The 23,424-nt window shown below is 70.2% G+C and carries 23 protein-coding genes; 14 read left to right on the top strand and 9 right to left on the bottom strand.

Annotated elements, in window-relative coordinates; translation table 11 throughout:
- Positions 1 to 125: 125 nt before the first annotated feature.
- A complete protein-coding gene (locus ABT381_RS00790) occupies positions 126 to 1,193 on the bottom strand; it encodes a LacI family DNA-binding transcriptional regulator (RefSeq protein ID WP_351586098.1) in 1,068 nt (355 codons plus the stop codon).
- Positions 1,194 to 1,372: 179 nt separating this feature from the next.
- Here ABT381_RS00790 and ABT381_RS00785 point away from each other — a divergent pair, with 179 nt between their 5' ends.
- The 3 genes from ABT381_RS00785 (at position 1,373) to ABT381_RS00775 (ending at position 4,617) form a co-directional block, all read left to right on the top strand.
- Entirely contained in the window at positions 1,373 to 2,434 is a 1,062-nt protein-coding gene (locus tag ABT381_RS00785) for a Gfo/Idh/MocA family oxidoreductase (protein ID WP_351586096.1), read from the top strand.
- Positions 2,431 to 3,285, top strand: a complete 855-nt coding sequence (locus tag ABT381_RS00780) for a TIM barrel protein (protein ID WP_351586094.1) — start codon at positions 2,431 to 2,433, stop codon at positions 3,283 to 3,285. Before ABT381_RS00785 ends, ABT381_RS00780 begins: the two co-directional genes overlap by 4 nt.
- A 168-nt stretch (positions 3,286 to 3,453) precedes the next feature.
- The gene (locus ABT381_RS00775; protein ID WP_351586092.1) at positions 3,454 to 4,617 is read left to right on the top strand and encodes a CapA family protein; all 1,164 of its coding nucleotides are present in this window, start codon (positions 3,454 to 3,456) and stop codon (positions 4,615 to 4,617) included.
- Between the two features lie 70 nt (positions 4,618 to 4,687).
- Here ABT381_RS00775 and ABT381_RS00770 read toward each other — a convergent pair whose 3' ends face one another.
- A complete protein-coding gene (locus ABT381_RS00770; protein WP_351586090.1) occupies positions 4,688 to 5,140 on the bottom strand; it encodes a DUF4442 domain-containing protein in 453 nt (150 codons plus the stop codon).
- A gap of 234 nt (positions 5,141 to 5,374) precedes the next feature.
- Between ABT381_RS00770 and ABT381_RS00765 the strand changes: the two genes are divergently transcribed.
- On the top strand, positions 5,375 to 6,448 hold the full coding sequence (locus tag ABT381_RS00765) for a DUF8017 domain-containing protein (protein ID WP_351586088.1): 1,074 nt from the start codon (positions 5,375 to 5,377) through the stop codon (positions 6,446 to 6,448).
- 75 nt (positions 6,449 to 6,523) lie between these two features.
- Entirely contained in the window at positions 6,524 to 7,864 is a 1,341-nt protein-coding gene (locus ABT381_RS00760; protein ID WP_351586086.1) for an MFS transporter, read from the top strand.
- Positions 7,865 to 7,905: 41 nt separating this feature from the next.
- On the opposite strand, the gene ABT381_RS00755 is transcribed toward ABT381_RS00760, so the two are convergent.
- The 4 genes from ABT381_RS00755 to ABT381_RS00740 form a co-directional block, all read right to left on the bottom strand.
- A complete protein-coding gene (locus tag ABT381_RS00755) occupies positions 7,906 to 8,769 on the bottom strand; it encodes a spermidine synthase (RefSeq protein ID WP_351586084.1) in 864 nt (287 codons plus the stop codon).
- A 176-nt stretch (positions 8,770 to 8,945) separates the two neighbouring features.
- A complete protein-coding gene (locus tag ABT381_RS00750; protein WP_351586082.1) occupies positions 8,946 to 9,845 on the bottom strand; it encodes a patatin-like phospholipase family protein in 900 nt (299 codons plus the stop codon).
- A 275-nt stretch (positions 9,846 to 10,120) separates the two neighbouring features.
- Entirely contained in the window at positions 10,121 to 11,320 is a 1,200-nt protein-coding gene (tuf, locus tag ABT381_RS00745) for an elongation factor Tu (RefSeq protein ID WP_351586080.1), read from the bottom strand.
- Between the two features lie 212 nt (positions 11,321 to 11,532).
- On the bottom strand, positions 11,533 to 11,703 hold the full coding sequence (locus tag ABT381_RS00740; RefSeq protein ID WP_351586078.1) for a hypothetical protein: 171 nt from the start codon (positions 11,701 to 11,703) through the stop codon (positions 11,533 to 11,535).
- A 171-nt stretch (positions 11,704 to 11,874) separates the two neighbouring features.
- Between ABT381_RS00740 and ABT381_RS00735 the strand changes: the two genes are divergently transcribed.
- On the top strand, positions 11,875 to 12,585 hold the full coding sequence (locus tag ABT381_RS00735; protein ID WP_351586076.1) for a TVP38/TMEM64 family protein: 711 nt from the start codon (positions 11,875 to 11,877) through the stop codon (positions 12,583 to 12,585).
- A 311-nt stretch (positions 12,586 to 12,896) separates the two neighbouring features.
- On the opposite strand, the gene ABT381_RS00730 is transcribed toward ABT381_RS00735, so the two are convergent.
- The gene (locus ABT381_RS00730) at positions 12,897 to 13,367 is read right to left on the bottom strand and encodes an ATP-binding protein (RefSeq protein WP_351586074.1); all 471 of its coding nucleotides are present in this window, start codon (positions 13,365 to 13,367) and stop codon (positions 12,897 to 12,899) included.
- Positions 13,368 to 13,540: 173 nt separating this feature from the next.
- Between ABT381_RS00730 and ABT381_RS00725 the strand changes: the two genes are divergently transcribed.
- The 7 genes from ABT381_RS00725 to ABT381_RS00695 all read left to right on the top strand — a co-directional run bounded on the left by ABT381_RS00725 (position 13,541) and on the right by ABT381_RS00695 (position 20,076).
- Positions 13,541 to 14,818, top strand: coding sequence for a helix-turn-helix domain-containing protein (locus tag ABT381_RS00725; RefSeq protein ID WP_351586072.1), 1,278 nt, complete (start codon positions 13,541 to 13,543; stop codon positions 14,816 to 14,818).
- A 134-nt stretch (positions 14,819 to 14,952) separates the two neighbouring features.
- Positions 14,953 to 15,495: a flavoprotein gene (locus ABT381_RS00720; RefSeq protein ID WP_351586196.1), complete on the top strand. Its 543-nt coding sequence runs from the start codon at positions 14,953 to 14,955 to the stop codon at positions 15,493 to 15,495.
- Positions 15,496 to 16,205: 710 nt separating this feature from the next.
- Positions 16,206 to 17,078, top strand: a complete 873-nt coding sequence (locus ABT381_RS00715) for an undecaprenyl-diphosphate phosphatase (protein WP_351586070.1) — start codon at positions 16,206 to 16,208, stop codon at positions 17,076 to 17,078.
- A gap of 145 nt (positions 17,079 to 17,223) precedes the next feature.
- Positions 17,224 to 18,531 (top strand): MFS transporter, encoded by a 1,308-nt coding sequence (locus ABT381_RS00710; protein ID WP_351586068.1) that lies wholly within the window; start codon positions 17,224 to 17,226, stop codon positions 18,529 to 18,531.
- Between the two features lie 298 nt (positions 18,532 to 18,829).
- Complete coding sequence (locus ABT381_RS00705) at positions 18,830 to 19,402, top strand: sugar O-acetyltransferase (protein WP_467754523.1); 573 nt, start codon at positions 18,830 to 18,832, stop codon at positions 19,400 to 19,402.
- Positions 19,403 to 19,513: 111 nt separating this feature from the next.
- A complete protein-coding gene (locus tag ABT381_RS00700) occupies positions 19,514 to 19,699 on the top strand; it encodes a hypothetical protein (RefSeq protein ID WP_351586064.1) in 186 nt (61 codons plus the stop codon).
- A 125-nt stretch (positions 19,700 to 19,824) separates the two neighbouring features.
- The gene (locus ABT381_RS00695; RefSeq protein WP_351586062.1) at positions 19,825 to 20,076 is read left to right on the top strand and encodes a DUF2277 domain-containing protein; all 252 of its coding nucleotides are present in this window, start codon (positions 19,825 to 19,827) and stop codon (positions 20,074 to 20,076) included.
- A 56-nt stretch (positions 20,077 to 20,132) separates the two neighbouring features.
- On the opposite strand, the gene ABT381_RS00690 is transcribed toward ABT381_RS00695, so the two are convergent.
- Both ABT381_RS00690 and ABT381_RS00685 read right to left on the bottom strand, forming a co-directional pair.
- Complete coding sequence (locus ABT381_RS00690) at positions 20,133 to 20,954, bottom strand: endonuclease/exonuclease/phosphatase family protein (protein WP_351586060.1); 822 nt, start codon at positions 20,952 to 20,954, stop codon at positions 20,133 to 20,135.
- 296 nt (positions 20,955 to 21,250) lie between these two features.
- A complete protein-coding gene (locus ABT381_RS00685; protein WP_351586058.1) occupies positions 21,251 to 21,877 on the bottom strand; it encodes a flavin reductase family protein in 627 nt (208 codons plus the stop codon).
- 120 nt (positions 21,878 to 21,997) lie between these two features.
- Between ABT381_RS00685 and ABT381_RS00680 the strand changes: the two genes are divergently transcribed.
- On the top strand, positions 21,998 to 23,278 hold the full coding sequence (locus ABT381_RS00680; protein ID WP_351586056.1) for a recombinase family protein: 1,281 nt from the start codon (positions 21,998 to 22,000) through the stop codon (positions 23,276 to 23,278).
- The last annotated feature ends 146 nt before the right edge of the window (positions 23,279 to 23,424 follow it).

Raw genomic sequence — 23,424 nt, 5'->3', positions numbered from 1 at the left:
GCGTTCCGCGCGCTGCCGGTGGCAGGAAGGAATGCCGCTAGGGAACTAGTACGTTCTAGAGCATGTCAAGACATTAGCTCGAACTATCTCGAACTCTTTTGACGGCGGGGTGTCGATGCCGGGATTCAGCGAGGCGCCGGGCCGGTGGTGGCCCGTTCGACCAGCCGGGGCGTGAGTACGGCTTCCTCCGGCGTGCGGCCCGCGATGAGATCCAGCGCGGCGGCCACCGCGGCGTCCGCCATGCGGCCGGCGTGCTGCGAGACGGTGGTCATCTGTACGTGCGGAATCTTCGCCAGCCGCGAGTCGTCGTAACCGACCACGGAGATATCGCCGGGCACATCACGGCCCCGACGTGCGAGTACGTCCAGGACGCCGGTGGCACAGCGGTCGTTGAAGGCGATCACGGCCGTGGGTGGCACCGGGCGGTCCAGCAGATAGCGCGCGCCTTCCGCCCCGGCGTTCTCGGTGAGGCCGCCGGCGAGTACGTCGGCGGAGTCCTGCAGTCCGTGGCGGGCCATGGCCTGCAGGAAGCCGAGGCGACGGTCGGAACTGCCCGGGGCGCCGGCGCCGTCGATGTGCGCGATCCGCCGGTGGCCGAGGGCGACGAGGTGGTCGACGGCAAGACCGATGCCCGCCGTGTCGTCGCTGCGGACGGCACCGACGCCCGGCAGGTCGGCCCGGCGGGCGACGAGGAGAGTCGGCAGCCGCCGGGCCAGGCGTGCGAGCTCCTCGACCGCCAGGCCGCTGCCCAGCAGGATCGCGGCCTCGCACCGTTCCCGCAGCAGCGCGTTGACCGCGGTGGACTCGCTGCGACTGGGGGCCACCGCGCTGATCATCGCTTCGTAGCCGTGCCGCGCCGCGGCGGCGTAGATGTGCTCCACGAGATCGCCGTGGAAGGGCTGTTGGAGCTCGAAGACGACACCGAGCACCCGTGAGCGGGACTGCCGGAGCTTCTGGGCGCGCTGGTCGGGAACGTATCCCAGTTCGTCGGCGATCTGCAGCACCCGCCTGCGGGTGGCGTCGCTGGCCCCCGGCACGCCGCGGATGACGATGGAGACCAGCGCGGTGGAGATCCCGGCGGCCCGGGCCACATCCGCCATGGTCGGACGCCCGCTCCGTGCGCGTCCGGTGCCGGCGGCGTGCGTACGGGGCGGCTCATCGGCGCCGTCGTGCGCGTCGCTCGACTCCCTCACTTCCGCCACTCCCACCTGGTCGAATCCGCTCCGCCACCCTGCCGGACGGCCTCTCGCCGAGCATATCGACCCCTTGACCGATCGCGGCGGGCGCTCTACGTTCCCTCACTAGAACGTACTAGTTGCCGTACCGGTTGCACGCACTCGTTGCACGTACTCGTTGATGTGGGAGCACAGACATGGTCGTCGCTGACACCACCCCCGGCCGTACCAGGCCCGCCTCGGACACCTTGCAGCTGGCCACGATCGGCGCAGGCCGCATCGGCTCGAACCATGCCGAGATCGTCGCCCGCCACATACCCGGCATTGCGCTGGCCGCGGTGAGCGACCCGGCCCCCGGCGCCGCCGAGCGCCTCGCCGCCGAGTTGGGCGCTCCGACGGCCACCACCGATGTGCAGGAGGTCCTCGGCCGGGACGACATCGACGGCGTACTGATCACCGCGCCGGCCCGGTCCCACACCGACCTGGTCGTAGCCGCGGCCGCCGCCGGCAAGCACATCTTCGTGGAAAAGCCGATGGCGGTGACGCTGGCGGACGCCGACCGCGCCATCGCCGCCGCGGAACAGGCAGGTGTCGTACTGCAGGTGGGCTTCAACCGCCGGTTCGCCCCCGGCTTCGCCGCCGCCCGCGCCCTGATCGACGAACGCAAGGCCGGCACCCCGCAGTTGCTGCGCTCGCTGACCCGTGACCCGGGCCCGTTCACCGCCGACCCGGCTCGCATCCCCCAGTGGACGATCTTCCTGGAAACCCTCATCCACGACTTCGACACGCTGTGCTGGCTCAACCCCGGAGCCACGCCGGTCAGCGTCCACGCCACCGCCGACGCGCTGGTCCGCCCGGACGCCAAGGCCGCCGGACACCTCGACACCGCCGTCGTCACCATCCGCTTCGACAACGGCGCCATCGCCACCGCCGAGGCATCCTTCTCCGCGCTGTACGGCTACGACGTACGCGCGGAGGTCTTCGGCTCGGAGGGCATGGTGACCGCCGGCAACGGCCGCAGCACCGACATGACCTTCTACGGCGCCCAGGGCATCCACGTCGACACCGCCCGGCGCGACACCGAGCTGCTGCGCGCGGCCTATACCGCCGAGCTGACCGCCTTCGCCGACGCCGTCCGCCACAAGAACCCGGCCCCCGTCACCGGCCACGACGCCCGCCGGGCCCTGTCCATCGCACTGGCCGCCATTCGCAGCGTGGACACCGCAGCGCCCGTCACGATCGCCGAGGTGACCGAATGACACTCCCCGCGAGTCCCTTCACCCTCGCCGCCAGTGCCGAAATGCTCTACCTGGACCGCCCGTTCACCGAGCGCGTGGCCCGCATCGCCGAGCAAGGCTTCCAGGTCGAAATCTGGGACTGGTCCACCAAGGACCTCGACGCCCTGACCGCCACCGGCGCCACCTTCTCTTCCATGACCGGCTATCTGACCGGCAACCTCACCGACCCCGACGGCATTGATGCCCTGCTGGCCTCGGCCCGTAAGTCCCTTGATGTAGCTACCGAGTTGGACTGCCCCCGCCTGAACCTGCACGGCACCGGCCTTGACGACAAGGGACTTCCCGTCCGCCCCGTCCACGAGGCCACTCCCGCCATGTGGCTCACTGCCACCGACACGCTGCGGCGCATCGCGGAACTGGGCGAAGCCGCCGGCCGCGTCTTCACCCTCGAAAACCTCAACCTCGCCGTCGACCATCCAGGCACCCCCTTCGCCCGCGCCGCCGACACCCTGGCCCTCGTACGCGCCGTCGACAGCCCGTACCTGCGGATGAACCTGGACCTCTACCACGCCCAGATCGGCGAGGGAAACCTCATCGAACTCTGCCGCCGGTCCCTGCCGTACATCGGCGAAATCCAGGTCGCCGACGTCCCCGGACGCTGCGAACCGGGCACGGGAGAAGTCCATTACGCCGCCATCGCGCGTGCTCTGCACGACCTCGGCTACACCGGCGTCGTCGGCCTCGAAGGCTGGGCCCGGGAAGACTCCGACGCCGCTCTGGAAGCCTTCCGAAGCGCCTTCACTCCCGGTGCCGACGCCGCAGCCGACCGCGGTACTGCCGCCGAGCCCGGCACTGCCACTGTCCGCCACTGAGGAACGGCAGGCGTCCCCGGCAGCGACGCCTCCGTGAGGTCATGCCGCCGCATGCGCAGCGGGTCCTCGTTCTTCGATGACCTCGCAGACGGGGCGCTGCGGCTGTCAGGCCCAAGGGTGTGTCGGCTCGGCCTGCCGCGCGCCTGCGTACCGGCCTACGGTGAAAACATGGGCACCACACCAACCGGCCTGGTGACGCTGTTTCTGAGCGGCGACATCATGCTCGGTCGTGGGGTCGACCAGATCCTCGCGCACCCCGGCGACCCGGAGCTGCGGGAGGACGGAGTACGGGACGCGCGTGCCTACGTGGAGCTGGCCCAGGCGGCGAATGGCCCGATTCCCGCTCCGGTCCCTCCGGCGTGGTTGTGGGGAGTGTCCCTACGGGTGCTGGAGGAGGCCGCCCCCGACGTCCGGATCGTGAACCTGGAGACGGCGATCACCGGCGACGGGGAGTTCGCGCACGGCAAGGCAGTCCACTACCGGATGCACCCTGCCAACCTGCCCGCCCTGACGGTGGCCCGGCCCGACGTCTGCGTGCTTGCCAACAATCACGTGCTGGATTTCGGTCGCCCGGGTCTGGCAGAGACACTCGACGTGCTGGCCGGGGCGGGACTGCGGACGGCCGGCGCGGGGCGGGACGCCGGGGCAGCGTACGCGCCCGCCGTGGTCCCTGTGGGACAGAACGCTCGTGTGCTGGTGTTCGCCATCGGAATGTCGTCCAGCGGCATTCCGCCGAGCTGGGCGGCGACCGCGGAGCAGGCAGGAGTCGCCTACGTTCCCGAGCCGACGAGCGTGGCGGCTGAGGCCCTGGTCAGACGCGTACAGCAGGCGAAGGGACCGGGCGACATCGCGGTCGTGTCCGTGCACTGGGGCTCCAACTGGGGTTACCGCGTGCCCCAGGACCAGGTCGCTTTCGCGCACGCCCTGATTGATGGCGGCGTCGACGTCGTCCACGGCCACTCCTCGCACCACCCCCGCCCTCTGGAGGTGTACCGCGACCGGCTGATCCTGTACGGCTGCGGAGACTTCATCGACGACTATGAGGGCATCGGCGGCCACGAGGGGTACCGCGACGACCTCCGCCTCGCCTACCTCGTCTCGGCGGCGGCCGACACGGGCCTGCTGGCCTCGCTGCGCATGGTGCCTCTGCGGGTCCGGCGGATGCGGCTGGAACCTGCGCCGAAGAGGGACCGTGCCTGGCTGTGGACGACGCTCGCGCGGATCAGCGAAGGCGTGGGGTTGGTGTGGGAACCCGACGGCACACTGGCCTTGGCCCACCGTACGGAGACGGTCCACCGTGCGGAGACGCCAGGCAGCGCCGGCCGCAGTTGAATACGCCGGACCGCGACCGAAGGGGCGGCCCGGCCCGGCAACACGTCTCAGAGAGCTCGTCCCTGCGTCCTCAACCGTTCAGCCGCAGCGTCCACACAACCGTCATCTCGCCGGTGACGGCCCCGTCCTCGCGCTGAATGGCGATGCCGACCGGGAACTCCGGCCGTTCGCCCGCATCGAGCTCGGCAACGACCTCGGCCACCGGGCGACCCAGGGTCGCCGTGGCGGTCACCGGCCCCTTGGCCACCTTCTTGTAGTCGATCTCGGCCCGCACCGCGAGCGGCACCGCACGAGAGAGCTGATCACCGAAGGCCTTGAGCACGATAGCGCCGCTGGCGGACTCGGCCAGCGTGAACATGGCGCCCGCATGGGGGCCGCCGATGTGATTGTGGAAGTCCGGCTGGTCCGGAAGCCGGAGCACCGCACGCTCCGAGGTGACCTCGACGAACTCAAGATTCAGGGTCCGCACCATCGGAACCGCGGCGGCCAGCATTTCACCCATCGAGGCGCTCTCAACTGTCATGAGCGGAATGTTACTGCCGAGTAGGCCAACTGGCCACCCCAGTCACTCCGGAAGGGCCAAGCCGCCGAGCTGCCGAGCCGCCAAGGCTCCAAGCTGCCAAGTCGTCCAGCCCCACGAAGCGCATGCCAAACTCTCCCGAAGTAGCTGCGAACGTCACGAGCGAACGTCCGGGTTCTGTCACGCCCCTGGGGCGACTGTGACACCTCCCACCTCGGACCTTTATCGTTAGCGCCCATGTGGCCAGGACAGCAGCCGCCCGGGGGCGAGCAGAACCCGCAGGATCAGAACCCGTATCAGCAGCCGGGTTATCAGCAGCCGAATCCGTACCAGCAGCCGGGATACCAGCAGCCGGGTTACCAGCAGCCCAATCCGTACCAGGGGCAGCAGCCCATGCAGCCCATGCAGCCTCCGCAGCCGCAGTGGCAGGGACCGAGCGGGCCACAAGGTCCCGGCGGACCGCAGTCGCCCAAGGGCAGCGGCGGCGGCAACGGCAACGAGAAGAAGACCACCGTGACGATCGCCGTCGTCGCGGCGGTCGCGGTCGTGGCGGCCGCCGTGGTCACCGGCGTCTTCGTCCTCCAGGACGACAAGAAGGCCGTCGCCAAGAACGACCCGAAGCCCACCCACTCCCAGTCCGCGACGGCCGAACCGACGGAGTCGGCGAGCGGGGAGAGCGGCGGCGCGGGGCCCGGTGGCGATCCGAACGCTCCCGATCAGCCGGTGATCAAGGGCTGGCAGACGGTGGTCAATGCCAAGCGGCATGTGGCATTCGACGTCCCCACCAAGGACTGGAAGATCACCTCGGCGGACACCTACACGGGGTTCCAGGACGAGAAGGACAAGTCCGGTTTCCCCAAGACCCTGATCTCGATGACCGCGCCGGCCTACTTCAAGGAGGACTGGTGCACCATCAAGGAGAAGGGCGGCGGTGAGTCCACCTCGTCGCTGGCCGGCACGGGCGTCAAGGGCGCGCAGGGCGCGAAGAGCCAGGCCGAGGCCGCCCAGAACGAGGCGCTGAACTGGGTCTGGGCCGGTTACGATCAGAAGAAGACCGGTACGTTCAAGGGCACCAAGGCGAAGTCCTTCAAGAGCGATCACGGCATCACCGGAAAGCTGTCAACGGCGACCGTGACCGGCGTGAAGAAGGGCAACAAGTGCGACTCGGACGGCAAGGCGTACGCGGTCACGTACACCGACACCACCGGTGAGTACGCGACCTGGATCCTCTACGCCGCCAAGGACGTCAAGGGCGAGCTCGACGAGGCCACGATCAAGAAGATCATGAGCTCCCTGCGGCCGCTCGAATGACCGAGCACAACCCACGGTGCCCACCGCGGGAAATTACCAAGTGACGCCTGCGGGCAAGAACGCGAAGCTGTTGTGATGAAGATGGAGCGCCCTGCCTGGGCGGGGCGCAATTACACGCTGCTGACGGCCGCCGCCGTGGTCACGGGTCTCGGAAGTTCCGGGGCCCTGATCGCGGCGGCGTTCGCCGTGCTGGCAGCCGGCGGTTCGGCGACCGACGTCGGTCTGGTCGCCGCCGCCCGTACGATCCCCCTGGTGATCTTCCTTCTCATCGGAGGAGCGATCGCCGACCGGCTGCCGCGACACCGCGTGATGGTCGCCGCCAACGCCCTGAACTGCGTTTCCCAGGGTGCCTTCGCGCTGCTCGTACTCACCGGGGAACCCCGGCTGTGGCAGATGGCGCTGCTGTCCGCGCTGGGCGGCACCGGACAGGCGTTCTTCGCGCCCGCCGCCGAAGGCATGGTCCTGGCCAGCGTCTCCGGTGAGCATTCGGGACGCGCCTTCGCCTTCTTCCGTATGGGCATGAACGGCGCGAACATCGGCGGCGCGGCGCTGGGCGGCGCACTGATCGCGGCGGTCGGGCCCGGCTGGGTACTGGCCGTCGACGCCGCCGCCTTCGCGCTCGCCGGGCTGCTGCGGGCGTTCCTCGACGTACGGGGCGTGCCGCCGCGCGAGCCGGGGCACGGCCTGGTCGCCGACCTCCGGGACGGCTGGCAGGAGGTGGTCTCCCGGCGCTGGCTGTGGGCGGTCGTCCTGCAGTTCGCCGTCGTCAACGCCGTGGTGGCGGCCGCCGAGTCGGTGTACGGGCCCTTGGTCGCGCAGGATCATCTCGGCGGTCCCGGTCCGTGGGGGCTGGCGCTCGCGGCGTTCGGTGCCGGTACGGTCTGCGGCGCGCTGCTGATGACCCGGTACAAACCGCGGTACCCGCTGCGCGTGGGCGCGCTCTGCGTCTTCCCGCTCGCCCTGCCCTCCGCGGCGCTGGCCGTTCCGGTGCCGGCCGGGGCTCTGACGGCCGTGATGTTCGGGGTGGGGATCACGCTCGAGGTGTTCGCGGTGACGTGGATGATGGCGCTGCACCAGGAGGTACCGGAGGAGAAGTTCTCCCGGGTCTCGTCGTACGACTGGCTCGGCTCCCTCGCCATGGTGCCGCTGGCCACGGCCCTGGCGGGCCCGGTCCAGGATCTGGTGGGCCGTACCGCCGCGCTGTGGGGCTGCTCGGCGCTGATCGCGCTGCTGACGGCGGCGGTGCTGTGCGTACGGGATGTGCGGTGGCTGCGGCGGCGGGCGGTGCCGGAGTCACCGTCCTCCGCGGCGGGGACCGCCGAGCACGCTCCGGCCGAGGCGCCGGGTCAGGTCCCGGTGACCGGCCTCCCGGCCACCGCCGCGACCGACGACGTCACCCACGCTGAACGCGGCTGAACGCGGCTGGACCCGGCTGGGCGCGACCGATGACGTCACCGTCACCCCACGCTGAACGCGCCCGTCGGCGGCTCCGGAGACGGGACCGCCTCCGCGTCCCGTACCGGCTGCGCGTCGCCGATGAGCTGCCGCAGCCGGGGGCCGTGCTCGACCCGGGCGGGGAAGGCGTCGGCCGTCACGCGCCGCGCGATGTCGGCCAGCGGCAGCTCCTCCTGCGAGGCGACCAGGATGGCGTTGCCGAACCGGCGCCCCCGCAGCATCGACGGCTCCGCGATCAGGCACAGCTGCGCGAAGACCGCCGTGAAATTGGCGAGCTGGCCGCGCAGGAAGGCGAACGGGGCGCTGTCAGCGAGGTTCGCCACGTAACAGCCGCCGGGGCGTAGCACCCGGCCGGCGGCCCGCGCGTACTCCGCAGAGGTCAGGTGCGCCGGCACCCGCGATCCGCCGAAGACGTCCGCCACCACGACGTCCACGGAGGCCGCCGGCGCCGCTTCCAGTGCGGTACGGGCGTCGGCGGCGTGCACCGATATCCCGCTCTCCGCGGGCAGCGGAAGGTACCGGCGTACGAGGTCGAGCAGCCCGCGGTCGGCCTCGATCACCCGTTGCCGGGATCCGGGCCGGGTCGCGGCGAGGTAGCGCGGCAGGGTCAGCGCGCCGCCGCCTAGATGCAGCGCGTCGAGCGGGCGGCCGGGATCGGCCACCGCGTCCAGGACGTGAGCGATCCGGCGGGCGTACTCGAACTCCAAGTACGTCGGCTCGTCGAGGTCCACGTACGACTGCGGAGCGCCGTCCACGGTGAGCAGCACGGCGCGCGGCCGGTCCACGTCCGGCAGCAATTTGGCCGTGCCGCAGTCCACTTCCTGGGTGACGGGCACGAGGGACTCGGACGCGGAAGTCGCGGGCACGAGGGCCTCGTACGCGGCGTTCTCGGGCACGAGGGCCTCGGGTGCGAGAGCCTCAGGAGTCGCGGGTGCGAGAGGTGTTGGGACGTCGGGTCGGTCTGCCACCGTCCTATTGTGCGGTGCGCGGGCGGATTTCCGTACCGTTCGCCGTACCGTTCGCCGTTCCCCGACGCGGTCCCTCATCCCCCATCCGTCCACACCCGGGCCGCCTCCGCCGCCTGGGCGGTCGCCTGGATGCGGCCGGCGCGGGCCGCGGCGGCGCGCTTGGACGGGTCCAGGACGTTGCGGCCGAAGGCGGCCCGCGCGGCCCGGTCGGGCGTGATGACCAGTACCTCCGCTCCTTCCGCCGCGAGCCGCGCGGCCTGCGAGCGGGGCGTTGCGACGGGGCCGCCGCCCGACGCCATGGGCGCGATCACCACGACGCGCCCGTACCCGGCGGCGAGGTCTGCGTTCGCGCACGAGTGGACGCCGCCGTCGATCCACCGGCGGTCCCCGATCGTCACCGGCGGCCAGACGCCGGGCACCGCACAGCTCGCGGCGACCGCGTCGGCGAGCTTCACCCCGCTCCCGCCGTCGAACGCGCTGCGCTCCCCCGTGAGCGCGTCCACCGCCGTGATCATCAGCCGCCGGGCAGGCCACTCCTGCGAGAGCAGCCGTCCGGCGATCACGGCTCGCTGGGTGTTCTCGGGGCCCGTACGAGCGGCCAGCGCCAGCCGCCCCATCCGCGCGCCGAAGGTCACCGCGTCCCGCGACCGCAGCGCGATGGCCGCGAACCGGGCCATCGACACGGCTCCCATCCGCGCCGGCGCGCCGCCCCCCTGCGCGATGCCGACGCCGCCTGCGGATGCACCGACCGACGGGCCGCCCGAAGGTCCGACCAGCTGCCGCTCGTACAGCTCCTCCAACGTCAACTGCCCGGAAGTGAGTTGCGCGCCGACCAGGGAACCCGCTGACGTGCCGATGACGACGTCGGCCGTGCAGAGGTTCACCCCCGCCTCGGCCAGTCCGGCGAGCATCCCGATCTCCCAGCCGATGCCCGTCAGCCCGCCACCGCCCAGCACCAACGCCGTACCCGCCATGCGTGCCGCACTCCCATTCCTCATGGTTCCGACTTCGTCCTGCCTCGGGTTCCCGCTAGTGCTCGTGGCCCGAGGGTCCCGCCGGACGTGCAGTCTTCCATCGCGACGGCCCCGCCGACAGGCCCCATCCGGACCCCGCCCCGCACGCCCGGACACCCGCGCCCTTGCACGAGAAACTGCACGTGAACACGGGTGTGCAGGTGCACGCGTAAGCGCACTGGAGGGGCCCCGCGACCGCGCCGCGGGGCCCCTCCGTACGGTTCGCGCTCGGTACTTCAGTGCGTGTCGGTGACGACCGTGCGGATCGTCCCCGCGCCCACCGTGCGGCCTCCCTCACGCATGGCGAAGCCGAGGCCGGGCTCCAGCGGCGTGCCGCGGCCCAGCCGCACCGTGACGGGGACGGTCTCGCCGGGGCGGGCGGTGCCGCGCTCGCCGAGGTCCAGCTCGCCGACCACATCGGCCGTGCGGATGTAGAACTGCGGCCGGTACCCGGTCGACAGCGGCGTGCGCCGGCCGCCCTCCTCGGCGGACAGCACGTACACGTCGGCGGTGAACGCGCGACGCGGCGTGACGCTGCCCGGCGCGGCGATCACCTGACCGCGGCGGACCGCGTCCCGGGCCACGCCGCGCAGCAGCAGTGCCACGTTGTCGCCCGCCTCCGCGTGCTCCATCGGCTTGCCGAAGGTCTCCAGGCCGGTGACCACGGCCGTGGCGCCGTCGCCCGTCTCGCCCACGATCTGCACGCGGTCGCCCATGCGTACGCTGCCGCGCTCGACAGCACCGGTGACGACCGTCCCCCGCCCCGTGATCGTCAGGACGTTCTCCACGGGCAGGAGGAACGGCGCGTCCACGTAGCGCTCGGGCATCGGAACGTACGTGTCGATCGCGTCCAGCAGCGCCTCGATGGCCGCTGTCCAGCGCGGGTCGCCCTCCAGGGCGCGCAGCCCGGAGACGCGGACGACCGGTACGTGCTCGCCGTCGTAGCCGTGCGCGTGCAGCAGTTCGCGTACCTCCAGCTCCACCAGGTCGGTCAGCTCGGGGTCCCCGGCGTCGGCCTTGTTGAGGGCGACGACGAGGTGCCGCACGCCGACCTGCCGAGCGAGCAGCACGTGCTCGGCGGTCTGCGGCATGACCCCGTCGAGCGCGGAGACGACCAGGATCGCGCCGTCGAGCTGCGCCGCTCCGGTGACCATGTTCTTGATGAAGTCGGCGTGGCCCGGCATGTCCACGTGCGCGTAGTGCCGCGTGCTCGTCTCGTACTCGACGTGCGAGATGTTGATCGTGATGCCGCGGGCGCTCTCCTCCGGGGCCCGGTCGATGCGGTCGAACGGGACGTACGTGCCGCTGCCGCGGTCGCTGAGGACCTTGGTGAGGGCGGCGGTCAGGGTCGTCTTGCCGTGGTCGACATGCCCGATCGTGCCGATGTTGAGGTGCGGCTTGGTGCGGACGTAGGCCGTCTTGGGGCTCTGGGACATGGGTGTCTGTCTCCTTCGCGCGGACCGCGGCGGACGGCGTGCGTCGGCCGCGGAGCGCGGTGCGGAAGCGCTGGAGCAGGTCGATAACGGTACCGAGGCGGTACTCGTACGCGGCTGCAGCGCTGTGATGATGACGGCGGCTCAGCGCCGTACGGACCCCTCGACCGGCCCGACCCTCCCCCTGCGGGGCCCGCCGGACGATCCGGGGAGGGTCAGCTTCGGACGCCGTCGAGTGCGGCGGTGGCCGGCAGGACGGCGGCCCTGGCCGGGAGGACTACAGCCCTGGCCGGGGCGGTGACGGCAATCCTGGCCGGGACGGTGACGGCAGCCTTCGGCGCGTCCGCGGCGGCGGACGTGAGCGCGAGGAAGGCGAACCGGGTCATGCGCCAAAGGATCGCCGACGGGCGGCGCCGCGTCGACCGATTTATCGCGGGCCGCGGCGCGCAGCGGGCACTTGGAACAGGCAGGGATCAGCGGGGAACGAGCAGCGGGGCGCCCTCCTCCCCGTACACCTTGTTACACCGCTGCGACGTCGAGTCGGTTACGCTCCCCTGATGCTCGATTCCGCTACCCCGCCCGACGCCCTCGCCGTGCGCTGTACGCGGCTCCTCCTGTCGCCCTGGTCGCGGCTGGCGCTGCTGGTCGCGCTGCTCGCGTGTGCGGCGACCGCCATGTTCGTATGGGAACCGCAGCGCCTGCTGGCCCACGGGTGGCCGCCGCACCTCTCCGGTGGCGCGGCCGTGGTGCTCTTCACGGTCGCGTACGGGCTGTGCACGACCGCGTTCGTCCCGCGTCCCGTGCTGAACGCCGCGGCGGGCGCCCTCTTCGGCGCGCAGATCGGCACGCCGGCCGCGCTGTTGGGAACAGTACTCGGCTCCGCGCTCGCCTTCGGTCTCGGCCGGCTGCTGGGCCAGGACGCCCTGCGGCCGCTGCTCCGCACCCGCTGGCTCTCCGCGGCCGACCGGCAGTTGAGCCGGCACGGCTTCCGCTCGATGCTGGCCATCCGGCTCTTCCCCGGTCTGCCCTTCGCGGCCACCAATTACTGTGCCGCGGTGTCCCGTATGCGGTGGCCCGCGTTCCTCCTCGCGACCGCGCTCGGCAGCATCCCGAACACCGCCGCGTACGTGGTGGCCGGCGCCCGCGCGTCCACGCCCACGTCACCGGCTTTTCTGATCTCGATGGGCTTCATCGCCGTCACGGGTCTCGCAGCGGTCGCCGTCGCATGGTGGAAGCGCGGCGCACTGCGCGGCAGTTCGGATTCCTGAGCGCAATCGCATGCGTGTTTGTTATCGCTGCACTTACACACATGCATCCGCACGTGCATATGCGTTTTTCATTTGCCGTCCCCGTATAGCACACGGTAACGGGCTGAGGGATCACTCGGGATATCGGGAGACAAGAAGAGCGACCGCGCGCTGCGGGGGCCAGGCAGCACCAGTCGCACATTCTCATTCACCGTCAGCTATTCCCCTGACCAGTGCTGAGCAGTAGAACTCAGCCTCAATCGATTCCGGTCAATTGCCTGCCCGGTACGAGCCATTCCATTTACCGTCCGCGCCGCGTCACCGACGCGCCGTCAGACACAGCGCAGCGGAACGCGTGCGCCGGCGAGGTGCGCCGCCGTGCCGCCTCCGGTCGGAGCGGTCGTACGCGGTACCCAACTGACCGGGATCTCCGCCCAGCACCGCTTGCCCGTCGGCGTGCGCTCGGCGCCGTGGTCGACGGATAACGCCGCGACGAGGAACAGCCCTCGCCCGCCCTCGTCGTCCATGTCCGCGAGGCACGCGCTCGGAAGCTCGGTACTGGAGTCGGAAACCTCGATCAGCAGGGCCTCACCGTCCAGTCGTGCGCTGACGGCGACGGGTCCGCCGCCCGCGTGCTGGACCGCGTTGGTGATCAATTCGCTGGTTACCAGTTCGACGTTATCGAGTGACTGGGCGTCGAATTGCACGCTCCAGCCCCGTAAGTCGCTCACTACCCGGCGCCGCGCTGCTGCTGCGGCGGCGGGCGTACCAGGCACGGAGAAGGTGAGCCCGTGCGCTTGCATGAGTGGCCTCCTGACTGAGTGGGCAACTCAGGCAAGCAGCGATACGGCCGCGATGGCCAGATCGGACGCGGCGGCTGCATGACTCATGCAGAGGCTGCATCACTCTCGATTATGGTTTCATTACGCTCGGTTGAGCAGTCAGGATCGGCGACGGCAAAGGGGCCGTGGCACACATGGTCGACGCACAAAGTGAAGCGAAGAGGCTGGGCGAAGTGATCCGCCGGGCGCGAGTGCTGAAGAAGCGCTCGCAAGCGGATGTCGCCAAAGAGCTTGGCTATCACCAGTCGAAGGTGAGCCGCCTCGAAGGCGGCCGGGGTACCGAAGACACCCGCCTGTTGCGTGAAGTCGCACAGGTGCTCGGTATTCCGTTGGACAGTCTCGGCCTTGCTGCCTCCCCGGATGTAAGCACCGCCGACCCTGAGGCAGAGGACATGTACCGCCGCACCTTCCTCGCCGCGAGCATCGCCGCGCTCGCGACACCGGACGTACCCGCGCCCGTCGCCCATGACGACCTGGTCCGTTCGCTTCTTCCCGGACCGGGCAAGGCAGCCGCCCGGCCGGCACTGAAATTCGCCGAGCTGCGGGAGCGGGTGGCCGCCGTGCGCCGCCTGTTCTACAACTGCAGTTACAAGGAACTGGAGGGCGCCCTCCCCGACGTGATCGCCGATCTCCGGCACGCCACCGACGGCAATTCGGCCGAGCTTTCGCAGCTTTCCGGCCTCCTTGCCACCGCGTACCAGACCGCGGCCGGCCTGCTCCTGAAGCAGAGCGACCACGGGAACGCCTGGCTCGCGGTGGGCCGCGCGATGGCGGAGGCGGAGCGCTCGGAGGATCCGGAGGTGCTCGCGTCCAGCGTCCGCGTCCACGCGCACGTCCTGGTACGCGAGAAGCACGCCGCGCAGGCCGTGGCGATCGTCCGGCACACCGCCGATCAGCTCTCGGGCTCCTACGACCGCCGTACGCCGCGCTATCTGGCCGCGTTCGGACTGATGCTGCTGCGCGGGGTCACCGCGGCCAGCAGCAGCGGAGACCGGGCCGCGACGCGCGAAATGCTCGACGAGGCACGGGAGGTCGCGCGGTACGTCTCGCACGACCGGCCGGACGCCTGGGCCAACTTCAGCCCCACCAACGTGGAGCTGCACACCGTCAGCGCGGCCGTCTCGCTCGGCGACGCGGGGCAGGCGCTGGAGGCCGCACGCCCCCTCATGCGCCGTCACATCCCCGTACCGGAGCGCCGCGCGGGCCTGTGGGTGGACGTGGCCCGTGCGTACAGCCAGCAGGGCAAGCTCGCCGACGCCTTCCAGGCACTGCGCATCGCCGAACGCTGCGCGTCCCAGGACATCCGCCGGCCCGCGGTACGCGAGATGGTCGCCGACATGGCCGCCCGCGACCGCCACCGCGCCCTCCCTGAACTGCACCTCTTCAGCCGCCGCCTGGGAGCACCGGCGTGAGCGGTCCGAACGTGGCCGACGGGGACGCGGATCCGGGCGTGCCCGATAGGGACGCGATCGCGCCTGATGGCGACGCCGATCCGGGCGTGCCCGGCAGGGACTCGGACCCGGGCGTGCCCGGCAGGGACTCAGACGTGACCGGCAGCCGCCGGAAGCCCTTCCTGTACGTCGTGCTCTGCGCGGCGGGCATCGCCGACGACGTGGACAAGCTGATCACTTCCGCGCAGCAACGCACCTGGCACGTCGGCGTCATCGCCACGCCGCGCGGTCTGGAGTACATCGACGCCACCGCGATCGAGGCCCAGACCGGCTTTCCCGTGCAGTCGACCTGGCGCGCGCCGGGCGAGCCGCGCCCGCTGCCGCCCGCCGACGCGATCGCGGTCGCCCCCGCGACGTTCAACACGATCAACAAGTGGGCCCAGGGCATCGCCGACACCCTCGCCCTCGGCATCCTGTGCGAGGCACACGGCTTCGGCATCCCCGTTGCCGCGCTGCCCTACCTGAACGCCGCGCAAGCCGCGCACCCCGCGTACGCACAGAGCCTGGCCCGGCTGCGCCGCATGGGCGTCCTGCTCGGCGACTACGCCCCGCACCCGCCCCGCACGGGCGGCGGCCGCATCCGATTCCGCTGGGAACAGGCACTCGACCTGCTGGCACCGAAGCTGAGGCGAGCCTGAGCGCAACTAGGCGCAGCCAGGCGGAGGGTACCCCGGATCCCGTACCCGGACCGTGCGTGCGCCGGTCCGGGCAAGGCCGTCACGAACACAGGGCCGGGGTACGCCCCTCGTGGGTACAGGGCCGGGTACGACCGTCACGAATACCGAGCCGGTGAGCCGGGCGGTTACAAGAATCGGACCAGGACCGCCACAACCGCAGCCACAAACGCGGCCACAAGCGCCGGGGCAAGCGCAGCCACAGGCGCCGGGGCCAGCGCAGCCACGGGCGCAGGGGCAGACCGGGCCAGAACCGGGCCGATCGCCTGCCCGTCACTTCGGGACGCTACGCTGCCCTACGACCGGCGCAAGATCGCGTCGCAGCCCGCCCACGAGCCACACCACTCACCAGCTGTGCCATCCATCAGTGATCCGCACGTGCGTCTGCACGCGTACGCGCCCAGCGTCCCGCGTCCCGCGCCCCGTGTCGTACGCAGCGCGCCCTGCGCGTCACGCCTCAGGTTGCTTGATGCGGCATCAGCTCCGCCCGACCCAGCCAGCAACGCCAGCAAACGGCCGAGCCCGAGGACGACGACCACGACGCCGACCCCGATCCCCTCCCCCGAACCGGCACGCACCGCGGCCGCACGCATGACGGCCGCCACCCCGAACTCCCTGCCGACCTGCGCATTTGCTGGTCGCGGCACGATCACCTTCCGGATGGCGTACTACCCATGTCTTGGTTTGAATCATTCATCCTTGGGCTTGTCCAAGGCCTGACCGAATTCCTTCCGATCTCTTCCAGCGCGCATCTGCGCCTGACCGCGGCCTTCGCCGGCTGGCACGACCCCGGCGCCGCGTTCACCGCGATCACCCAGATCGGCACCGAGACGGCCGTACTGATCTACTTCCGCAAGGACATCGTCCGGATCATCTCGGCCTGGGCCCGCTCGCTGGGGAACAAGGCGATGCGGCAGGACCACGACGCCCAGATGGGCTGGCTGGTCATCATCGGCTCCATCCCGATCGGCGTTCTCGGCATCACCCTCAAGGACGCGATCGAGGGCCCGTTCCGCGACCTCCGCCTGATCGCCACCACGCTCATCGTGCTGGGCGTCGTCCTCGGCATCGCCGACCGCCTGGCGGCACGCGACGAGACCGGCGGCCGCCACCGGGCCGCCAAGCAGCGCAAGACGCTCACCGACCTCAGCGTCAAGGACGGTCTGCTCTTCGGCGTCTGCCAGGCGATGGCCCTGGTCCCCGGCGTCTCGCGCTCGGGCGCCACGATCAGCGGCGGTCTGCTCATGGGGTACACCCGGGAGGCCGCCGCACGGTACTCCTTCCTGCTGGCCATCCCCGCCGTACTGGCCTCCGGCGTCTACGAGCTGAAGGACGCGGGCGAGGGCCATGTGTCCTGGCCCCCCACCATCTTCGCCACGATCATCGCCTTCGTCGTCGGCTACGCGGTGATCGCGTGGTTCATGAAGTTCATCACCACCAAGAGCTTCATGCCGTTCGTCATCTACCGCGTCCTGCTGGGCATCGCGCTGTTCGTACTGATCGGAGCGGGTGTGCTGAGCCCCCACGCGGGAGAGTCGGCCGGCTGACCCCCGGCCGAAAGGAAGCCGACCCTTCGCCCCGGCCCTTCACCCCGGCCCCAGTAAGACCCAGTAAAAAAAGACCCAGTAAGACCCAGTAAGCCTCAGTAAGAGGGGTGGACTGTACGAGGGTTCGGGGAGACGGGCGGGTTCCATGAAGCGTTACTTGATGACGGCGTTCGGGGCGCGGCTGGCCGAGGAAGGCATGGCCGTCGCGCTGGTACTCCTCGCGATGCAGCGCACCGGGAGTGCGGCGCACGGGGCGTTACTCCTCACCATGTGGATGGCGCCGCACGCCGTCGCCGCACCGCTGACCGGGGCCGTCGCGGCGCGGATGCGGCGACCGCGCCTCTTCTACTGCGGCGCGCTGACCGGCTTCGCCCTGGCGATCGGCGGACTGGCGCTCACGGTCGGCCGAGCGCCCACCGGCCCGACGCTGGCGATCGCCCTTCTGGGCGGGAGCTGTGGCCCGGTCGTCTCCGGTGGCCTGTCGAGCCTCGTGGCCGTACTGGCTCCGGACGACACCAGCCGCGCACGTGCGTATGCACTGGACGCCGCGGTGTACAACGCGGCCTCGGTGACCGGCCCGGCCGTCGTCAGCCTCCTGGCCGGTATCTCCTCCCCCGCCATCGCGACACTCGCCCTCGCCGTCATCGCAGCTACCTCCGCGTCCCTGACCACCGTCCTCCCCCTGCACCACACCCCAGGCACCCCGGGCACCCAAGCCCCAGCGAAGCGTCCAGCAAAAGGTCCAGCGAAGAGTCCGGTGCAAAATCCGGTGAAAAATCCGGTGAAAAGTTCGGCGCGAAGCCTGGTGAAGAGCGTCGCGAGCGGAGGGGAAGCCATGTGGCGCGTCCCCGAGCTGCGCGCCATCACCGCCGCCACATCTCTCGCCTTCGTCGGCGTGGGCGGCCTGACCACGACGGCGGTACTCCTCTCCGAACACCACGGGCAGCCGGAGGGCGGCGGCGTGCTGATGACCGTCTTCGCGATCGGCGCCCTCGCGGGGTCGCTGCTTCTCACCCGCCGCAATCCGGCCCTGCCGCCACAGCGCCTCGTCAACTACAGCCTCGTGGGCACGGGACTGGCCCTGATGGCCGCCGCCGCGCTCCCTTCCTTCGCCGCGAGCACTGCGCTCTTCGCAGCAGCGGGGCTGTTCGACGGGCCTTTGCTCAGCGCCACGCTGCGTATTCGCGCCGCCCACGCGCCACCGTCCGTCCGCACCCAGGTCTTCACGCTGGGGGCAGGGCTGAAGATCTCCGCGGCGGCCTGCGGCGCGGCGCTGACCGGCGCGGCCACCGCGCTGCCGGCTCCGGTCCTCCTCCTGATCATCGCTGCCCTCCAACTCTGCGCTGCTGCGGCTTACATCGTCATGCGAGCGCGGGGCCGCGTGTCCCCGCAATCGGTCGTTCCCGGTGGCCCCACTCCCCGCGCTGTCAGGGAGTGGGGCCGGTCCGAGTAGCGCCAGCAGCTCGGATAGGAACATTGCTCACGGTAGCGGGGGCCACTGACAACCGCGGGCGCGCCGCCGGCCGGGCGAACCGTTTCGGGACGCCCCGGTCACCGAGTTCGCCCAGCAATTCCAAGGGCCCCGCCGTCGGCAATTCGCCCGCAGGAGTGAACTCGCCACGCTCCCCTACTCCTTGACGCACCCGTCCCCCTCCGAAAACGTAGCCGGAGCCCGACCCGGGGCCCAGGCCCGGGCTCCGGGGCCTGCCGATCGAAGAAGAAGGAGCCCCGTGGGCAAACACAAGGACAGCATGCTGGCCGGTGACTGGTACATCGCCGATGACCCCGAACTCCTCGCGGACACCGAACGCCGCATCGAACTCTGCGCGGCGTTCAACGCGACCGCCGGACACACGCCCGGCACGTACGACCCGGCCCGGCGCGACGCGGTGCTGGCGCAGCTGCTCGGTTCGGTGGGTACGAACGTACGGATCCGCCCGCCCTTCCACTGCGACTACGGATACCTCATCAGCATCGGCTCCGGCACGTTCGTGAACTTCGGGGCTGTCTTCCTCGATGCCGCGCCCATCACCATCGGCGCCCACGTCCAGATCGGCCCCAACGTACAGCTGCTGACCCCGACCCACGAGCTCGACGCCGAGCGACGCCGGGCCGGTTGGGAGAAGGGCCTACCGGTGACGATCGGCGACAACGTCTGGCTCGGGGGCGGGGCGATCGTCTGTCCGGGCGTCACCATCGGTGAGAACACCGTGGTGGGCGCCGGTGCGGTGGTCATCAAGGACCTGCCGCCGGGCGTTCTCGCCGTAGGCAACCCCGCCCGCGTGCTGCGCAAGCTGGACGAGACGACGAACGACACGAACTGACGGCCCGGCAGCCCGGCGTCCGGCATCCGGCATCCGGCATCCGGCATCCGGCATCCGGCCCCAGACATAACTCACAGTCGATTGTCAGTGCTTCCCCCTAATATGTGTCCCATGTCCGCAACTCATCTCCTTCCGGGCCAAGTCCGCCCCTCTGCCGCCGAAGTGAACGACTGCATACGGCGGTTCGTCCGGGCTCGGCGTGGCTGTGCCTGGACGGCCGAGGACCGCGAGGAGTACGCACACCTTCTCGCGGCATGGACCTCGGCGATGCGGGACGAGATCGTCACGGCGGCCTGAGACAGGACGGGCCGGACCGGACCGGCGACGTACAGGACGGACGACACAGGACAACGGCAGGACGACGCCACGACGACGACACCGCACGTCGCGCGCCCGGCCGCGCGACGAGGGAGACTGGCTCCATGTGCCGCAGTATCAAGACGCTCCGCCCACCGACCACCCCTGACGTGACAGAGGAGGACATTCACGCTGCGGCCTTGCAGTACGTACGCAAGGTCTCCGGATTCCGCGCACCCGCCGCGCACAACCGCGAGGTGTTCGACCAGGCCGTGGACGCCGTCACCGCCGCGACCCGTGACCTCCTGGCGGACCTCCACGTACGCGGCAGCACCCCACCCTCACGCGCAACACACCCAACACACTCGACGACCTGAGCACCACCCCCACCCCCTCACCGCCTACTCCCCGCTCACCGCCCATCACTCACCACTCACCACCCCACATCTGCCTGTACCGGCAGGTGATCACTCGGATACTGTCCGTCCTGCGCGAAGGTGTTGATCTCGGCGCGCAGCGTCCGCACGGACGGGGAAGTGAGCAGCCAGTCCACGCGGTCGCCGTCCGGGACGAGCGGCCGGTAGCCGTGGAACGTGGCGTACTGCGCGCTGCGCTCCTCCGCCACGTCCCAGGAGTCCACGAGCGACCCTGCGCGCAGCATCGTCTCGTACACCGGATTCCCGTGCGCGGCGACATTGAAATCGCCGGTCACGATCCTGGGCGGCCCCGCCTCCAGGCCGCGCAGCCGGTCGGTGATGAGCCCAGCGGAACGCTCTCGCGAGCCCTGGTGCGCATGATCAAGATGGGTATTGAGGGCGTAGAAGTCCGTGCCGGCCAACAGGTCGCGGAAGCGTACCCACGTCACCATCCGGATGACCGTGTTTCCCCAGGTCGCCGAGCCGATCACATACGGCGTACCGGACAGCCAGAAGTGGTCGTACTCAACAGGCCGCAGCCGCCGCGTGTCATAGAAGATCGCCGCGAACTCATCGCGGCTGCCGCCCGCACGCCCGGTCCCTAGCCAGGAGTACCGCGCTCCCAGGTCCTGCGCGATCTCCTGCAGCTGCCCGTACAGTCCCTCCTGCGTCCCCAGCAGGTGCGGCGCCTCCCGCCGCAGCAGCTCGCGCATGATCGGGCGGCGCCGATCCCAGGAATTCGGCCGCTCCTCCGAGGCGTACCGCAGATTGAACGTCATGGCCCGCAGCCGCTGCCCGACGCCTCCTCCCGCAGCCGTCCGCCGTTCCACAGCCACCACCTGAGCGACCCCACCGGCCCCACTGGCCCCACCGACGGACACACTCGCACGTGCGGATGCAGTTGCGACCACATCGCCTCCAGCCAACGATCCGAGCCCTATCGCCCTACCGCCCTTCCGCTCTCCTGCTCTTCCACCCTCTCCCTCCAGAACACCGGAGAGTCTCAGCCCTCCCCGTGATGTGGAAGTAGCCACCGACCGGCACCCACCGGAATTCGCCAGGACGCCCCCGGCCGGGCCCGGCGCTCGCCGGGAACACCAGCCGCCCCGCAACGCATCAATGGCTGACGAGCCCCTCAGCCACCGCTGCTGTTCGAAGGTCCCTCCCAGTCCGCGTACCGGATGCGGGAGATCTCCCGTACCTCCCCCACCGTCGCCCACTCGTCCCTGCCCAGCCGGGACAGCGGGCGCAGTTTGCGAATGTCCGGATGCCCGTCGGTCATGACGTCCTCGGCGACCACGGCGTGCACGACCTGCCCGAAGACGACCGTGGAGTCCCCGAAGCGCAGCGTGCTGTGCAGCCGGCACTCAAGCGCCACCGGCGAAGCGGCCACCCGAGGCGGCTTCACATACCGGCTCGGCTCCGTGGCGATCCCCACCTCCTCGAACTCGCTCACCCCGTGCGGGAAATCCGTCGCCGTCTCGTTGATCTGCTCGAAGAGCCCTTCAGGCGCGAGGTTCACGACGAACTCCCCACTGGCTTCGACATTGAGCAGCGAGTCCTTCCGCCCCACGGAGGTGAACTGCACGATCGGCGGCGAGACGGACGAGATGGTGAAGAACGAATGCGGGGCCAGGTTGGCGACGCCGCCGTCCTCGGCGATCGTCGACACCCACGCGATCGGCCGCGGCAAGACCGTAGCGGTCAACAGCCGATAGAACTCGTTGCGGGATACCTGCTGGGGATCGATCTCGATACGCATGATCACCAGTATCCCCAGACGCAACCGCGCAGGCTAACCCCAGATCGACGGCATCACCCAACCCCCACTTTCGGCAGACAGTGCCCGGTATCGGACTCACCGAGCACCAGGAGCCGAACCGTGACAGCCGTCCAGCCCCTCTGGGAAGACTTCGAGGTACCCGCCCACGCCCGAGGCGGTCAGGTAACCCTCAACCTCTACGACCACCTCGCCGCGTACGCCCCCAAGCGTCCCGGCGCCTACCTGCGCATCTCCTCCGACCGCTTCGGCCTGGAAGCCGGCGTCGACCGCCAGCTCGAAGACGCCGAGGACTCCCGGAAGCGTCTGCGCTGGGGACCGTTCGCCAAGCTCTACAAGGAGAACGACACCTCCGCCTTCAAGAAACGCAAGGTCATCCGCCCCGCCGGGGCCATCGACTGGATCGTCCTGCGCCCGGAGTTCCGACAGCTCCTCGCCGACCTGGCCGCCGGCGTCATCTTCTACGACCTCGACCGCCTCGTACGCCAGCCCCGCGATCTCGAAGACCTCATCGACATCGTCGAATACGTCAAGCGACCGGTCACCGGCGCCACCGGCGGCCGCATGAACCTGATCAACGACAGCGACCGGCACATGGCCCGCATGATGTGCGTGATGGCGCTGAAGTCCTCCGAGGAAACCGCCCGCCGCGTGGCGCGCCAACACCTCTCAGCCGCCCAGAACGGCATGGCCCAGGGCCGCATCGCCTACGGCTGGGTCCGCAAGGGAGAGCACAAGGGCGAGCTGATCCCTGACGAAGCCGACCTCGTCGTCCGCATCTACCAGGACTTCCTGTCCGGCGAGTCCGCATACGCCATCGCCAGGCGGTTCAACGCCGAGGGAATCAAGCCTCCCGAGGCGCGCACCTGGTCGTCCAACATGATCAACAAAATGCTGCGCAATCCGCGATATGCAGGAATGGTCGCCTACGGCGGAAGGCACCGCGTCGGAGGCGCGCGGAATGATGACGGCTGGTCACTGGTGCTCTTCGACGACGACGGACGTCCCTACCTCGGCTCGTGGGAACCCATCATCGCGCCCAAGCTCTGGTCGCAGGTCCAGTTCGAGCTGCAGCGGCGCCGCCAACAGGCCGGCATCCAGCCCGGCAAGGCCCGACCCGCCCCTGTTCGAAAGTACTTCCTCTCGGCCGTCCTCCGCTGCTCAAAGTGCGATCGTGGCCTGGTCGGCCACGCCTACAAGCAACGCAAGACAGGAAGGTCGTCCGCGACTACATCTGCCCACCCACCGTCCGAGGAGGCTGCGGCGGAACATCCATCGTTGCCGGCACCACAGATGCGGCAATTGAAGAAGCCATCAGCGCCTTCCTGCGCAAGCAGCTCCGAACTGCGGCAGACAACCAGGAGAGCACTGCTGACGCCATGACGGCCCTGCAGGCACGTGTGGACCAAGACCTCGCTCGGAAAAGCGATCTCATTCAACGCTGGTCCAGCGGAGCCCTTCATGAGACGGACCTGTCCGAAGAGGACTACTTCGCGATGCTCTCCGGGCTGAACCGGAAGATATCCAGG

The sequence above is a fragment of the Streptomyces sp. NPDC000151 genome, from assembly GCF_040301705.1.
Lineage (GTDB): Bacteria > Actinomycetota > Actinomycetes > Streptomycetales > Streptomycetaceae > Streptomyces.
The sequence above is the reverse complement of the archived record's forward strand: the minus strand, read 5'-3'. Positions and strand labels throughout refer to the sequence as shown.

Excerpts from the sequence above, each read along its gene's own strand:
- ABT381_RS00785 (WP_351586096.1), top strand. The coding sequence starts at position 1,373 with ATGGTCGTCGCTGACACCACCCCCGGCCGTACCAGGCCCGCCTCGGAC.
- ABT381_RS00780 (WP_351586094.1), top strand. The coding sequence starts at position 2,431 with ATGACACTCCCCGCGAGTCCCTTCACCCTCGCCGCCAGTGCCGAAATG.
- ABT381_RS00775 (WP_351586092.1), top strand. The coding sequence starts at position 3,454 with ATGGGCACCACACCAACCGGCCTGGTGACGCTGTTTCTGAGCGGCGAC.
- ABT381_RS00770 (WP_351586090.1), bottom strand. The coding sequence starts at position 5,140 with ATGACAGTTGAGAGCGCCTCGATGGGTGAAATGCTGGCCGCCGCGGTT.
- ABT381_RS00765 (WP_351586088.1), top strand. The coding sequence starts at position 5,375 with ATGTGGCCAGGACAGCAGCCGCCCGGGGGCGAGCAGAACCCGCAGGAT.
- ABT381_RS00760 (WP_351586086.1), top strand. The coding sequence starts at position 6,524 with ATGAAGATGGAGCGCCCTGCCTGGGCGGGGCGCAATTACACGCTGCTG.
- ABT381_RS00750 (WP_351586082.1), bottom strand. The coding sequence starts at position 9,845 with ATGGCGGGTACGGCGTTGGTGCTGGGCGGTGGCGGGCTGACGGGCATC.
- tuf (WP_351586080.1), bottom strand. The coding sequence starts at position 11,320 with ATGTCCCAGAGCCCCAAGACGGCCTACGTCCGCACCAAGCCGCACCTC.
- ABT381_RS00740 (WP_351586078.1), bottom strand. The coding sequence starts at position 11,703 with ATGACCCGGTTCGCCTTCCTCGCGCTCACGTCCGCCGCCGCGGACGCG.
- ABT381_RS00735 (WP_351586076.1), top strand. The coding sequence starts at position 11,875 with ATGCTCGATTCCGCTACCCCGCCCGACGCCCTCGCCGTGCGCTGTACG.
- ABT381_RS00730 (WP_351586074.1), bottom strand. The coding sequence starts at position 13,367 with ATGCAAGCGCACGGGCTCACCTTCTCCGTGCCTGGTACGCCCGCCGCC.
- ABT381_RS00725 (WP_351586072.1), top strand. The coding sequence starts at position 13,541 with ATGGTCGACGCACAAAGTGAAGCGAAGAGGCTGGGCGAAGTGATCCGC.
- ABT381_RS00715 (WP_351586070.1), top strand. The coding sequence starts at position 16,206 with ATGTCTTGGTTTGAATCATTCATCCTTGGGCTTGTCCAAGGCCTGACC.
- ABT381_RS00710 (WP_351586068.1), top strand. The coding sequence starts at position 17,224 with ATGAAGCGTTACTTGATGACGGCGTTCGGGGCGCGGCTGGCCGAGGAA.
- ABT381_RS00705 (WP_467754523.1), top strand. The coding sequence starts at position 18,830 with ATGCTGGCCGGTGACTGGTACATCGCCGATGACCCCGAACTCCTCGCG.
- ABT381_RS00700 (WP_351586064.1), top strand. The coding sequence starts at position 19,514 with ATGTCCGCAACTCATCTCCTTCCGGGCCAAGTCCGCCCCTCTGCCGCC.
- ABT381_RS00695 (WP_351586062.1), top strand. The coding sequence starts at position 19,825 with ATGTGCCGCAGTATCAAGACGCTCCGCCCACCGACCACCCCTGACGTG.
- ABT381_RS00685 (WP_351586058.1), bottom strand. The coding sequence starts at position 21,877 with ATGCGTATCGAGATCGATCCCCAGCAGGTATCCCGCAACGAGTTCTAT.